The 15,438-nt window shown below is 42.8% G+C and carries 10 protein-coding genes; 1 reads left to right on the forward strand and 9 read right to left on the reverse strand.

Annotation, left to right across the window (positions count from 1 at the left end; all coding sequences use genetic code 11):
• Positions 1-64 precede the first annotated feature (64 nt).
• The 9 genes from sucD to sdhC all read right to left on the reverse strand — a co-directional run bounded on the left by sucD (position 65) and on the right by sdhC (position 13,057).
• Complete coding sequence (gene sucD / locus JMW61_RS03620; protein WP_201549656.1) at positions 65-940, reverse strand: succinate--CoA ligase subunit alpha; 876 nt, start codon at positions 938-940, stop codon at positions 65-67.
• A gap of 149 nt (positions 941-1,089) precedes the next feature.
• On the reverse strand, positions 1,090-2,256 hold the full coding sequence (sucC, locus tag JMW61_RS03625) for an ADP-forming succinate--CoA ligase subunit beta (protein WP_110922030.1): 1,167 nt from the start codon (positions 2,254-2,256) through the stop codon (positions 1,090-1,092).
• 152 nt (positions 2,257-2,408) lie between these two features.
• Positions 2,409-3,863 carry a dihydrolipoyl dehydrogenase gene (gene lpdA, locus JMW61_RS03630; protein ID WP_194196174.1) on the reverse strand — a complete coding sequence of 485 codons (1,455 nt, stop codon included), beginning with the start codon at positions 3,861-3,863 and terminating at the stop codon, positions 2,409-2,411.
• A gap of 222 nt (positions 3,864-4,085) precedes the next feature.
• Positions 4,086-5,312 (reverse strand): 2-oxoglutarate dehydrogenase complex dihydrolipoyllysine-residue succinyltransferase, encoded by a 1,227-nt coding sequence (gene odhB / locus JMW61_RS03635; RefSeq protein WP_110922032.1) that lies wholly within the window; start codon positions 5,310-5,312, stop codon positions 4,086-4,088.
• Between the two features lie 153 nt (positions 5,313-5,465).
• Entirely contained in the window at positions 5,466-8,351 is a 2,886-nt protein-coding gene (locus JMW61_RS03640) for a 2-oxoglutarate dehydrogenase E1 component (protein ID WP_201549657.1), read from the reverse strand.
• A gap of 786 nt (positions 8,352-9,137) precedes the next feature.
• Positions 9,138-9,848 (reverse strand): succinate dehydrogenase iron-sulfur subunit, encoded by a 711-nt coding sequence (locus JMW61_RS03645; RefSeq protein WP_055123743.1) that lies wholly within the window; start codon positions 9,846-9,848, stop codon positions 9,138-9,140.
• Positions 9,849-10,060: 212 nt separating this feature from the next.
• Entirely contained in the window at positions 10,061-11,911 is a 1,851-nt protein-coding gene (sdhA, locus tag JMW61_RS03650; protein ID WP_110922034.1) for a succinate dehydrogenase flavoprotein subunit, read from the reverse strand.
• Between the two features lie 352 nt (positions 11,912-12,263).
• Entirely contained in the window at positions 12,264-12,650 is a 387-nt protein-coding gene (gene sdhD / locus JMW61_RS03655) for a succinate dehydrogenase, hydrophobic membrane anchor protein (RefSeq protein ID WP_227686587.1), read from the reverse strand.
• Positions 12,651-12,670: 20 nt separating this feature from the next.
• On the reverse strand, positions 12,671-13,057 hold the full coding sequence (gene sdhC, locus JMW61_RS03660; protein WP_194196179.1) for a succinate dehydrogenase, cytochrome b556 subunit: 387 nt from the start codon (positions 13,055-13,057) through the stop codon (positions 12,671-12,673).
• A 1,069-nt stretch (positions 13,058-14,126) separates the two neighbouring features.
• Here sdhC and gltA point away from each other — a divergent pair.
• Positions 14,127-15,407 (forward strand): citrate synthase, encoded by a 1,281-nt coding sequence (gene gltA, locus JMW61_RS03665; RefSeq protein WP_197215553.1) that lies wholly within the window; start codon positions 14,127-14,129, stop codon positions 15,405-15,407.
• Positions 15,408-15,438: the final 31 nt, after the last annotated feature.

Raw genomic sequence — 15,438 nt, forward strand, 5'->3', positions numbered from 1 at the left:
GTAGGGGTGTCTTTATCATATTTCAATGTAGATTTAGTAGTTTAACTGTAGGCTAATGCCTATCTTACCAGCCAGTAACTTCTTTTAGCTTGTCGCCAAGTTTAGATGGGTCACGTGTGTACGCGATACCAGCATCTTCAAACGCTTTGAATTTCTCTTCAGCAGTACCTTGACCACCAGAGATGATAGCGCCAGCATGGCCCATACGCTTACCTTCTGGAGCAGTAACACCAGCGATATAACCAACAGCTGGCTTAGTCACATGGTCTTTGATATAAGCAGCAGCTTCTTCTTCAGCAGTACCACCGATCTCACCGATTAGGATGATAGCTTCAGTCTGTGGATCAGCTTCGAATAGTTTCAGTGCGTCAATCTGGTTCATACCAGGGATAGGATCACCACCGATACCGATACAAGTTGACTGACCAAAACCAAGCTTAGTTGTTTGAGCTACGGCTTCATATGTCAAAGTACCAGAACGTGAGATAATGCCCACTTTACCTGGCTGATGGATATGGCCTGGCATGATACCGATTTTGCACTGACCTGGAGTGATAACGCCTGGGCAGTTAGGACCAACCAAACGTACGTCGCCGGCTTCTTCAAGATAGCGTTTGGCTTTTAGCATATCGATAGTTGGTACGCCTTCAGTGATCACAACGATCAATTTAACGCCAGCATCGATTGCTTCAACGATAGAATCTAGTACGAATGGTGCAGGTACGTAGATAACAGAAGCATCAGCTTGAGTCGCTTCCATGGCTTCTGCCATTGTATTAAATACTGGTAGGCCTAGGTGCGTTTGACCGCCTTTACCTGGCGTTACGCCGCCGACTACTTTAGTACCGTATTCGATCGCTTGCTCAGAGTGGAACGTACCATTTTTACCAGTAAAACCTTGTACCAATACTTTGGTATCTTTATCGATTAATACACTCATTATTTATTCCTTGTATTCGGTTGTCTTGTGATAGCGACTCTTAGTACCATTTTTATTCAATATTAATGGTCAATGTTTATATAAAAGCCACTATCACGCGTTGACTACTATGCTTTGGTATTTATTGCTAAATACCAATCATTAAAGACTTAGGCTTTAACCGCATCGACAATTTTTTGAGCGGCATCTGCTAGGCCTTGAGCTGTAGTCAGCTTAAGACCAGACTCTTCTAGAATTTGTAAGCCTTTTTCAGCATTATTACCTTCTAGACGTACAACCACAGGTACTTGTACATCGACTTCTTTAACAGCAGCGATAATCGCTTCTGCAATCATGTCACAACGTACGATACCACCGAAGATGTTGATTAGAACACCTTCAACGCTGCTGTCTTCAAGAATGATCTTGAAAGCTTCAACAACGCGATCTTTAGTTGCACCGCCGCCAACGTCCAAGAAGTTAGCAGGCTTGCCGCCATACAATTTGATGATATCCATCGTTGCCATTGCAAGACCAGCACCGTTAACCATACAACCGATGTTACCTTCTAGGGCAACGTAGTTTAGGTCAAACTCAGCAGCTTTGAGCTCACGCTCGTTTTCTTGAGTTTTGTCTTGTAGTGCTGCAATTTTAGGCAGACGATATAGTGCGTTTGAATCGATACCGATTTTGCCATCAACACAAACGATTTCGCCGTTTTCACGAACTGCTAATGGGTTGATTTCCATCAATGCAAAGTCATTTTCAACAAATGCTTTATAAGCACCAGTCATCAACTTAACGAACTGGTTGATTTGCTTGCCTTCTAGACCCAGTTTGAACGCAACATCGCGCGCTTGGAAAGGCATTAGACCAACTAAAGGATCAACATGTACTTTGAAGATTTTTTCTGGCGTCTCGTTTGCTACTTCTTCGATATCAACACCACCTTCGGTTGATGCCATGAAAGTCACACGACGAGTCGCACGATCAACCACTGCACCAAGATATAGCTCAGTTTGTACTGGATACATATCTTCTGCAACCAATACGAAGTTAACTGGTTGACCATCAGCGTCAGTTTGGAAAGTAACCAAATTGGTACCGATTAGCTCTTCAGTTACTTGCTTAGCTTCTTCACGAGTTTTAACCAGCTTCACACCACCAGCTTTACCGCGACCACCAGCATGTACTTGCGCTTTAATAACCGCAATGTCAGTTGGCGTTTTATCAAAAGCAGCAGCAGCTTCGTCGCCACTATAGGCAATGATGCCTTCTTGAATCGGCAAACCATAGCTTTTTAACAGCTCTTTTGCTTGATACTCATGTAAATTCATTGATTGTATCCTTTATTTTTTACAATTAATAAAAAGTGAAAATGAGTGCGCATATATATTAGACATCCGTCTGGCGCACTCGTGACTGTAGTGATAGCTGTGACAGCGACACTACAGTCAGGTTATAAGTCAGTACTTATCAAACTAACTACTTATTTCTTACGCTTTTTGCGCTGAATGGCGTGAATAGCACGGCCATCAGCAGACAGAGCAGCTTCATGCACAGCTTCTGAAATAGTTGGATGCGCAAATGTCATCAATTGCAAATCTTCGATACTAGAGACAAATTCCATCGCGATCATACCTTGATGGACGATATCGCCAGCACCAGCAGCGATAGCATGCATACCTAACAAGCGATCTGTTTTGGCATCAGCAACAACTTTCACAGAGCCTTCCGCTTCACTTTGAGCAAGTGCACGGCCGTTAGCTGCTAGGTTGAATGAACCCGTTTTAACTTCATAGCCAGCTGCTTCAGCTTCTTGCTCAGTTAAACCAACCCATGCGATTTCTGGATGCGTGTAAATTACGTTGATGATAGTATCATAATTAACCTGAGCTTTTTCGCCATGAATACGCTCAACAGCCATCATGCCTTCTTCCATTGCTTTATGCGCAAGCATAGGGCCACGGACTAAGTCACCGATAGCATAGACGCCATCAAGGTTGGTTTTACACTGATCGTTTACGTCGATAAGACCACGTTCAGTCAACGTGATACCACTGTCATCGCCAAGTAATTTTTCAGAGTATGCGCGGCGGCCTACACAAACGATAAGTTTGTCGAAGCTTTCTTCACTTGACTCGCCTTTAGTATCACTAGTGACAACAACTTGATCGCCTTTAACTTCAGCATTGGTTACTTTGGTATCAACACGGATATCAAGACCCTGCTTCTTCAGCATTTTTCCAGCTTCTTTTGCGATGTCTTTGTCAGCAGCTGCTAAGAAACTTGGAAGCGCTTCATAGACAACAACTTCAGCACCTAGACGACGCCATACTGAACCAAGCTCAAGACCGATAACACCAGCACCGATAACGCCTAAACGCTTAGGAACTTCGGTGAAATCAAGTGCACCAGTAGAGTCAACGATACGGTCGCCGTCAGTTTTGGCTACAGGAATGTCGATAGGAACAGAACCTGCTGCTAAGATAACGTTTTTTGCAGTGATGGTGGTTTCACTTTCATCTGCAAGTGCAGTGAACTTAACCTTTTTATCAGCGCCTTTACCATCAACCAATGTGCCCCAGCCTTGCAGCCAATCAACACCATTGCCTTTTAGCAAAGCGGCAACACCACCAGTCAATTGCTTAACGATGCCTTCTTTACGAGCAATCATTTTTTCGATATCGATGGCTACATCGCTAGTGCTGATACCATGCTCAGCAAGATCGTGCTTGGTCGCTTCATAGCGATGTGAGCTATCAAGCAATGCTTTTGATGGGATACAACCAACGTTCAAGCAAGTACCGCCAAGCGCTGGCTCACCTTTATAAACACGTTTTTCGATACAAGCAACGCTCATACCTAACTGACCTGCACGGATAGCGGCTTCATAACCACCAGGACCGCCGCCGATGACGACTAAATCATAATTGTCTTTCATAGTACGTTCCTATTTTTAATTATCATTCTAATTGTAAATATCATTTAAACTGAGGATTATCTCGTTAATAAATAAGCGATGTTTTTACTCAGTATGCTTCTGCTTAATGGTCAATACACCATGTCAGAAAAACACTCTTATTTATTAATAAACAGCTAATACCACTGTCTAGACTAAAGTTAAAAAGCTTGTATCGGCGGTTGCCAATACAAGCTTAGAAGCTTATAGGTCTAGTAGAAGCATGGCTGGATCTTCAACCAATTCTTTGATGGTTACTAAGAACTGTACTGCTTCTTTACCATCAATCATACGATGGTCATAAGATAGGGCTAGATACATCATTGGTAGGATTTCAACTTTACCATCAACTGCCATTGGGCGGTCATTGATAGCATGCATACCTAGGATAGCCGTTTGTGGTGGGTTCAAAATAGGTGTAGACATCAATGAGCCAAATACACCACCGTTTGAGATAGTGAAAGTACCGCCAGTCATGTCATTCAGACCAAGTTTACCTTTTTGAGCAAGGCCACCAAGCTCACGAATACGGCTTTCGACATCAGCCATGCTCATGCGATCGGTATCACGTAATACTGGAACAACCAAGCCACGATCTGAAGAGACTGCTACACCGATATCATAATAACCATGATAAACGATATCATCGCCATCTAATGAAGCGTTCACAGCTGGGAAACGTTTGAGTGCTTCTGTTGCTGCTTTTACAAACAATGACATAAAGCCTAAACGTACGCCATGACGTTTTTCGAACTGGTCTTTATACTTAGCGCGCATATCCATCAACGGCTTCATATTCACTTCGTTGAACGTCGTTAGCATCGCAGTATCTTGTGATGCTGACAATAGACGATTCGCTACTGTTTTACGTAGACGCGTCATTGGAACACGTTTTTCAGTACGCTCACCCGTTGATTCAGCAACTGGACGGCCGCTGTCAGATTTGATGCTGCTGTCAGATTTTAGTGTTGGGTTTGCCATGTCAGTTTTGGTCACACGACCGCCACGACCACTGCCTTCAACTTCTTTAGGATCTACGCCGCTTTCTTTCGCTGCTTTACGAACTGCTGGGCTTTGATCTTTATGATCCGCATCATTGCTGTCGCTTTTAGCAGCTGCTTGTACTGGCTCGCCGCCATCTGCTGCTTGTGCTGGCTCTGCTGGTGCTTCTGTAGCAGTGTCTGCACTGGCGCTTGCACCCGCTTCAAATTGAGCGATAAGCTCATCAGACAAAACAGTATCATCAACTTGCTTGACGATTTTGGTCACAACACCGTTGTCAGGCGCTACAACTTCTAATACGACTTTATCAGTTTCGATTTCAGCCAATAGGTCATCACGGTTAACTTGCTGACCTTCAGTAACATGCCACTCAACGATTGTACCGTCGGCAACCGATTCTGGAAAAACGGGGGCTTTGATATCAGCCATCGATATACTCCTTAGATTTGGATATTCATATTTGTTATTAAGTCGTGATAAACAGTCAGTGCCATCTTGGATAGCGATCTTAGATAATACTATCTAGATTTTATTACAGCATACTGACTGTTATCGCCTGATTCATTTGCATTCAATAATATGTTACTTAGACAACTCATCAACACTGATACCAAGACCGCCAGCGATTAACGCTTGCTGCTGTTGAGCGTGTAGCTTTGGTGAACCTGTTGCAGGTGCTGCACTAGCAGGACGTGCCACCGGCTCCATGACTTTCGCCTTGGTTGGGTGCGGTACGACAATACGGTACATATGCGGTGCTAAGTAATACCAAGCGCCTTGGTTAAGCGGCTCTTCTTGCGTCCATACGATCTCAGCTAAGTTGCTATATTTTTCAATCTCAGCCATCAAACGCTGCTCTGGCAACGGATAAAGCTGTTCGATACGAACGATAGCTACATGCTCTAGACCTAGTGCACGGCGCTGTTCAAGCAAGTCATAATAAACCTTGCCGCCACATAGCACCATACGAGTCACTTTGTCTGCGTTGTGATCGTCCATCTCTGAAATGACGGTTTCAAACTTACCATTGGCAAGCTCTTCCAGATTTGAAGTTGCTAACTTATGACGTAGCAAACTCTTCGGCGACATAACGATCAACGGCTTACGAATAGGACGTACCGCTTGACGACGTAGTGCATGATAAATCTGTGCTGGAGTCGTCGGCGTGATAACTTGCATATTGTCTTCAGCACATAGCTGTAAGAAACGTTCAAGACGCGCAGATGAATGCTCAGGGCCCTGACCTTCAAAGCCATGCGGTAACAGCATCGTTAGACCACAAACACGCTGCCACTTAGTTTCGCCACTTGAGATAAATTGGTCGATAACAACCTGTGCACCGTTGACGAAATCACCAAACTGCGCTTCCCAAACGACCAATGCGTTAGGGACAGTCGTTGCATAACCATATTCAAAGGCTAGCACTGCTTCTTCTGATAGCAATGAGTTATAAGTTGCAAAACGAGCTTGATCTTCACTCATATGAGCCAATGGCACATACATGCTGCCATCATTGATATTGTATATTTCACTATGACGATGTGAGAACGTACCACGGCCTACATCTTCACCAGTAATACGTACCAATACTTTATCGTTATCGACCAATGAAGCATAAGCCAATGTCTCAGCTGCACCCCAGTTTAATGGCTCTTCGCCAGTTTGCATAGCTAGGCGCTGCTCGACTACTTTTTGAACTTGGCGTTGTAGCTTGTAGCCTTCTGGCATTTCGGCCATACGGCGTCCGTAACCTTTTAGGACTTCAATATCAACGCTGGTATCCCACTCATCGACCAAATCATGACCCAAATAAGGAGTCCAATCTACAAATAAGCCCTCATTCGGCTCATTGACCAATGAGTTGGCAACATAGTCACCACGATCTAAAGACTCACGATACTCATCTTCATACTGCTTTTCTTGATCGGCATTCAGGATGCCTTCTTTGATAAGCTGCTGTGCATAAAGCGTACGAGTGGTTGGTAACTTTTTGATGACAGCATACATAAGTGGCTGCGTCGCTGATGGTTCATCAGCTTCATTATGACCATTACGACGATAGCAGAACAGATCAATAATGATGTCTTTCTCAAACTCATGACGATAATCTAATGCCAATTGAGCTGCGAATACGACTGACTCTGGATCATCACCGTTCACGTGTAAGATAGGCGCATGTACCATTTTTGCCACGTCAGTACAATATTCAGTTGAACGAACATCTTCTTGACGGCTAGTGGTAAAGCCTACTTGGTTGTTGATAACGATATGTACAGTACCACCAGTGGTATAAGCACGAGTTTGTGACATCTGGAAGGTTTCTTGAACCACGCCCTGACCAGCAAAAGCAGCGTCGCCATGAATGACGATTGGTAGTACTGAATTACCGCCTTTATTGTCTAAAAGAGGTTGGTCATTACGACGCACCTGACGGGCACGTACTGAACCTTGCAATACTGGCGCAACGATTTCAAGATGCGACGGGTTAAAGGCCAAAGCCAAATGAGCTTCGCCACCTGGCGTCATCACATTAGATGAGAAACCATTATGGTATTTAACATCACCTGAGCCTTTTTCTGGCTGTACTTTACCATCGAACTCGTCAAACAAGTCCGCAGGGTTTTTACCTAAGATGTTGACTAATAAGTTTAGGCGTCCACGGTGAGCCATACCAATGACCATCTCTTTGGTGCCATAACCGCCAGCACGTTGGATGATTTCATTGATAGCAGGGATAAAGCTTTCACCACCTTCTAGACCGAAACGCTTCACACCCGTATATTTACGTGCTAAATACTTTTCTAAGCCTTCAGCAGCTGTAAGACGTTTAAGAATAGAGATACGTTTTTCTGTATCAAATTTGATATGACCTAAGTTGCTTTCTAGATATTTTTCCATCCAGCGTTTTTCTACACTGGTGGTTACGTGCATGTATTCGACACCAATGTGGCGGCAATAAACACGTTCCATGATCTCAATGATTTCACGTAAAGGTGCTGAATCTTTAGCGATACTTAGATCATTGGTAGGGAATACGGTATCAAGGTCAGCTTCTGAAAGGTTATGGTAAGCGAGGGTTAAATCTTCTACTCCTGCACGTACTTCAAGGTTTAACGGATCGAGACTAGCACGGCGATGACCACGGCGGCGATAGGCTGAAATCAGCTGCTGTACACCCATTTTCTTTGGGTTACCACCATCCACTAAAGCACTAGGCGCTGAGCTGGTCGCTTGATCGCTACTTTTGCCTGCAGTCTGATTGCGGGCAAGCAATAAGAACTGGTCTTTAATAGCATTATGCGGTGCATCATTTGGCGATTTGTATTGTGCAAAATACGTTTGCCACTCGGTATCAACACTACTCGGGTCATTCAGGTATTGCTCATAAAGAGCTTCGATATACTGGGCGTTATCAGCGGCCAGTTCTGTATGTCCTGAGCCTTTTGCTTCTTTAGTTATACTATTCATAATAATCGTCTATTTGATAGATAAATGAATGGAATCGTGCTTATTATTGTGTCATCTGTCGTACGTTAAGTGCTGTCGCCTGCAATATATATATTAGCAATACAATTATTTGTGAACGTCCAGTTTTCTTATCCGGCTCGTTTCACAAAATTAATTTATATATACTACTGTTAGCCATAACCAATTTATTGGTAAAAAGTTATCGTTAAACTATCAACGTTTTAACTGATAATTTTCACTACAATTTCTTGTTATTTTTAACATATTACAGCTTTTCAGCCAAACATACACTGCTGTATAGAGTAGCACGCCTGTATTTTAGGCCATAGTTTGTTTGTTCAATACTAGGTATTTAGGTAATGAATAACTATTCTCACCTTAGGTACTGCATATTGACCCTATTCTGTCTCGATATGATATCTTGTTGGTATATTACCAGTAACACAAACTATCGCTAACTGATATTTACTCATCACAACATCCTACCAGTACAACTATGCGCTATTCTAACATTTAACGTAGCCAATATCTCTTGATGAATGCTTTTTACTGTTGCCAATTATATAGATTGCTTGTGCATATATCATGTTTTCTTACACACGGCCAACGTATTGTTAGCACAGCCTTACCTTTGATCGTCAGTCGTTTTTCTCATCGCTACAGCTTATTTGCATCTAAAGAAAAAACCAAACTCTCTCAGAGTCTAAATCATAAAAAACACCACCTAATATATTAGGTGGTGTTTTTCGTATTATATCTGCAAAAAAACCATGCAATTATAAACGATTAACCTGCTTGGTCAATCAACATATTGCGTAGATGACCAATTGCTTTGGTTGGATTTAGGCCTTTTGGACAAACTGACACACAGTTCATGATACCGCGGCAGCGGAACAAGCTAAATGGATCGTCTAGGCGAGCCAAACGTGCCTGAGTATCACCATCACGGCTATCAGCAACAAAGCGATAAGCATGCAGTAATGCTGATGGACCTAGGAATTTATCAGGGTTCCACCAGAATGACGGGCAGCTGGTTGAACAGCAAGCACATAGGATACATTCGTATAGACCGTTTAGCTTTTCACGCTGTTCAGGCGATTGTAGACGCTCTGTTGGCGGTGCTGGTTGGTCATTGATTAAGTACGGATGTACTTTTTCATATTGCTCGTAGAATTGGTTCATATCGACGACCAAATCACGAACAACTGGAAGACCAGGCAACGGACGTACCGTTACTTTTTCTGGCAAAGTATTCATGTTGATTAGACATGCTAGACCATTCTTGCCGTTGATGTTCATGCCATCAGAGCCACAGATGCCTTCACGGCAAGAGCGACGGAAGGTCAGTGTTTCGTCTTCCTTTTTTAGGCGTAATAACACGTCAAGCAACATACGATCTGAGTCTAACAACTCAATGGTATACGTTTGCATGCGTGGCGCTGCGTCCAGATCAGGATCGTAGCGATAGATTTCGATGGTGCGAGTACCTCGGCTCATAATGCTAAACTCCACACGTAGGTGATGGCGGGCATACAAAGATTGCAACAGGATGACGCTAACTATTAATCTGTACTGATAAACGATATCAAATACCGATTAATAGTGTGCTAGCGCTGGCAAGTGCATGTAGCTGGCGGTCACCTTTTTAATAAATTAATAAAGGATAAAACATTAACGCTGCTGCTGTATATCAGGCGCAACATCTAAGACTAATAGACGCGAACTTTTGGCTCGATATAATCAACTGTCAATGGAACTTTGCGAACTGGCTTATAAATAATTTTATTGCCTTCAGAATACCATAAGGTATGCTTCATCCAGTTTTTGTCATCGCGGCCATTTGGTGCATGCTCATCATCTTCTGGACGATCATAATCAGACACACTATGGGCACCACGGCTTTCATGGCGCATAGCCGCTGATATCATTGTCGCTTTGGCCACTTCGTACAAGTTGGCAACTTCAAAAGCTTCGATACGTGCAGTATTAAAGACTTGTGATTTATCAGCCAAATGAATTTGGTCGATTTTGTCGCCTAGCGCTAAAATTTTCTCAACGCCTTCGTCCATCATTGCTTGAGTACGGAATACACTGGCATGTAATTGCATGGTGCTGCGAATCTCGTCAGCCACTTCTTGAGCATTGTACCCTTCAGTAGACTGTTGCAGCTTGTCCAAACGACGCATAGTGTAATCAAGTACACGAGGATCAAGTGGCTTGTAATTATGGTCAGCATGATGGAATTCATCAACGATATGCTTACCAGCAGCACGGCCAAATACCAATAGATCAAGTAGTGAGTTCGTACCTAGACGATTGGCACCATGAACACTCACACAAGCACATTCGCCGATGGCATAAAGACCTTTAACGACGTTGCCTTGCGTGTATTGACCTTCTTCGTCCGTACCTGCTTCTAAATCAGGTGTCACCACTTGACCATGAATAGTGGTTGGAATACCGCCCATCATATAATGAATGGTTGGGATAACTGGAATAGGCTCTTTAGTGATATCTACGTTGGCAAAGTTTTTACCAATCTCGAATACCGATGGTAGACGCTTCATAATGGTTTCAACACCTAGATGCGTCATATCCATCACGATATGGTCAGCATTAGGACCACAACCACGGCCTTCTTTGATTTCTTGGTCCATAGAGCGTGATACGAGATCGCGTGGTGCCAAGTCTTTTACGGTTGGCGCGTAACGCTCCATGAATGCTTCGCCATCTTTGTTACGTAAGATAGCGCCCTCTCCACGGCAACCTTCGGTCAATAGTACGCCTGCACCATGAACGCCCGTTGGGTGGAACTGCCAGAATTCCATATCTTGTAATGGAATACCTGCACGTACCGCCATACCAATACCGTCACCAGTATTGATATAAGCATTAGTAGAAGCTGCAAAGATACGGCCTGCACCACCAGTCGCTAGGACAGTAATCGGTGACTGGAATACAGCAATAGTACCGGTTTCTTGCTCAAGTGCGATGACGCCGTTAATGTTACCAGCTTCATCTTTAATCAAGTCAAGTGCAATCCACTCGATGAAGAACTCAGTACCTTGCTCTAAGTTTTTCTGATATAGCGTATGTAGCAGTGCGTGACCTGTACGGTCAGCAGCAGCACAAGCACGTTGAACGGCTTTTTCGCCATAGTTAGACGTATGGCCACCAAACGGACGCTGATAAATCGTGCCATCTTCGTTACGGTCAAACGGCATGCCCATATGCTCAAGCTCATAGACGACTTTTGGCGCTTCACGGCACATATATTCGATAGCGTCTTGATCACCTAACCAATCTGACCCTTTAACGGTGTCATAAAAGTGAAAGTGCCAGTTATCGTTACTCATGTTACCCAAACTTGCACCGATACCGCCCTGAGCCGCAACCGTGTGCGAACGCGTTGGGAATACTTTGGTAAGGACTGCAACCTTCATACCTGCTTCAGCCAAATGTAGTGAAGCACGCATACCTGAGCCGCCACCACCGACGATGACTGCATCGTAGTTTAGGGTCTTAATATTACTAATGGTATTGTCTTGTCTAGTTGCCATTACGGTTTTCCTAATGCCTGTTAATGCTTAGAATTAAATAAAAAAGCTGTATCAAGCGTCATCTCATTGCAGGGCCAAATGTCATATTTATTCGGCCATTGAACACAATTATTTAAGACGGTGACGCAAACAACTTTTAACCACTTAATTTGCATATCTATCGTTATATTGGACTAATTTCGTTTACTTTCAATTTGACTCAGTTATCTTTAAATGACTGCTCAAGTCAGAAATTGCCCAATGCTATGACTATTATCGGCTATAACGGACGGCTTTGGAGTCATTCAGCAGCCAATAATGCTGCTGAGTGCATCCGTTATTATTTATAGATAGTAAAGGTATAAATTATTGGTTAAACGGCAACAACACTGAAGCCACTACCCCAAAAAATCATGATACCCCAAAATAGAAATACTAAAATAGCGATAATCATCAATGACTGTAGGACTAAACGTAAACCTGCTGCGCTTGAGCCTAGTTTGCCAGTAGTAATGTAATCAGTAAATACTGTCCACATTCCAACCCAAGCATGACCTGCTAGCGCAAGTACTGCTACTAAGCTAAACAAACGCATAGGCAGGCTAGTCATAAATGATGACCACTCAAGATAAGTGACGTCGCCATGGGTCAAAAAGAAACCCAGCAACACCACACTATAAACGGCTAAAACAACAGCGCTGATACGCTGGATAATCCAATCACGTGAGCCTGAGCCGGTCAGACCAGTAGCACTTTTTATTCCTGAATCGTTTTTAATCATTAGAACATCACCCATACAAATGACGCGACAATTAGAATCGCTGCGATCACAAAACTGACCTTAGAAGCGGCACGTCCAGATTGTAGCTCTTCGTTCATGCCCATATCAGCAAATAAGTGCTTGATGCCCATCACAAAGTGATAAGCGATCGCGGCAACAAATATCCATGCCAAAAAGCGCACGAGTACGTTGTCAAATACGGTTGCAAAACTCTCAGGCGATGCCAAAGAGTTCTGTAACAACCACAACATGACAGGAATAAGTAAGAATAAAATAATGCCAGATATACGATGCAAAATTGAGGCAATTGCAATCGGTGAGCGATTAACGCTAATCACTTGGCTTAAAGGCAGATCAATAGGTCGGTTGCTTTTCACAGCGGGCATCCTTTTTGCGGTTATACTCCTGTATCTGCTATCAACGCTTTGTATAAATGCTATACAACAGCGACGAGCAACACATGAGACGAATAAAGTAAGGAAGGGCTAGCTGACGTAGTTTAATTTGCGCTAAAGTTAAAAGGCGAATATGTCTTATACGATCATTATAGACGGTCGAACCTGACTCGTTGAACTGATACACCCTTTTATTAACGAGCCTTCGACTTACGTTATGACAATAAGTACGAAGCATGGGATCAATCGATTAACTATTCTATTTTTACTGATTCCCATTAACAAAAAAAGATAACGCCATTGTGTCATCTCTATACGATCAATTTATTAAGGTAAACTTCACTGTTGGCTATCTAAAAATAGAACAGTTAACAAGAATATTCAAACGATAAGCTAGGTTTTGGTCTATAAACTGGTCGTCCAATCGTAACAAAATATGAGTAAAGCAAAGCTTCACTGATTATTCCATTAAGATGATCGCTCAATATGCGCAAAGCTAGTGCCAGTTAAATCCCTCTAATTATAAAATGACTGGGCGCTAATTACAAATTTATCCCCTAAATATTGGTTATTAGAGATTAATTAACAAAAAGCTGGCTATTTGCAATATTAATTCATTAGTATTACCCACCCCTAACGAACCATAAATCTAAACCAAATGGTCGTTTGTTCATACTCTGTCTGTTTTATAGTTAATATGACTAAACCGTTAAACTTATAATATTGATAAAAACACTTTAATATTATAATGTTAATGATAATCATTACTTTCTATAAAGAAGCAGTTTAAAAGACAAATAGCTTACCAGACATATTTTGATACAAAAATTACAGTGAATAAACACGTCAAAACCATACTAATTGGCAGTGTTGACAGCAAAAGTCTTTTCAAATCATAGGGAATTGCTGCTAATATACTCTGCGTATTAAACGAGTTAGATGTATTTTGAGCATTTAACTGATGATGGCGCAAGGGTATGCGCCTGTAATAATCGACGACGCGAGGGTATGCGTCTGCAATAATTTTATTCTAACAAGCTAAAACAATGGAGAGCAATTTATGGCTGACACTAATGCCAAATTAACCGTAAATGGTAAAGAGTACGAATTTCCTATCATCGAAGGTACTTTAGGGCGCCCAGTTATCGATATTGCTGCTCTACAAGACTCAGGCTTTTGGTCTTATGACCCAGGTTTTAAAGTAACAGCCCCTGTTGAATCAAAGATTACTTATATTGATGGTGGCAAAGGCGAGTTATTACACCGCGGCTACCCTATCGATCAGTTAGCAAACAACGCTGAGTATTTAGAAGTTGCTTACGCACTGATTCATGGTGACCTACCGAACGCTGAACAAAAAGCAGATTTCTTTGAAAAAATCCGTAAACATACGGGTGTTCATGACCAATTGCGCAAGTTCTTTGAAGGCTTCCGCCGTGACGCGCATCCGATGGCTATTATGGTCGGTGTCGTTGGTGCGTTATCAGCGTTCTATCATGAAAATCTAGACGTCAGTAACGAAGACCATCGTGAAATCACTGCTATCCGTTTGATTGCTAAAATGCCAACGCTTGCTGCAATGAGTTATAAATACTCACAAGGCGAACCGTTCATGTATCCGCGTAATGACTTTAACTACGCAGAAAACTTCTTATACATGATGTTTGCGACGCCTGCTGATGTTGATTATAAAACCAACGACGTCATCACTCGCGCAATGGACAAAATCTTTACTTTGCATGCTGACCATGAGCAAAACGCGTCAACGTCTACTGTACGTTTGGCTGGCTCTACTGGTGCAAACCCTTATGCCTGTATCGCTGCTGGTATCGCCGCCCTTTGGGGTCCATCACATGGCGGCGCGAACGAAGCTGTTCTTGAGATGTTGGACGAAATCGGTTCAGTTGAAAACGTACCTGCATTCATGGAAAAAGTGAAGAGCCGTGAAGTGAAGCTAATGGGCTTTGGTCACCGTGTTTACAAAAACTTTGACCCACGCGCACAAGTTATGAAAGAAACTTGTGACGAAGTACTTGCTGCACTTGGCATCAACGATCCTAAGCTTGAGTTGGCGATGGCGCTTGAAAAGATTGCTTTAGAAGACCCGTTCTTCGTTGAGCGTAACCTGTATCCAAACGTTGATTTTTACTCTGGTATCATCTTAAAAGCCATCGGTATCCCAACGTCAATGTTTACCGTAATCTTTGCATTGGCTCGTACTTCAGGTTGGATCAGCCATTGGTTAGAGATGCACAGCGCACCGTTCAAAATCGGTCGTCCACGTCAGTTGTACACTGGCGAGTCGCATCGCGATTTTGTTAAAGTTGAAGACCGTAAATAAGTAGCAATAATTTTGCTCAATAAAAAATCCC

Source organism: Psychrobacter fjordensis (assembly GCF_904845995.1).
Classification (GTDB): Bacteria; Pseudomonadota; Gammaproteobacteria; order Pseudomonadales; family Moraxellaceae; genus Psychrobacter; species Psychrobacter fjordensis.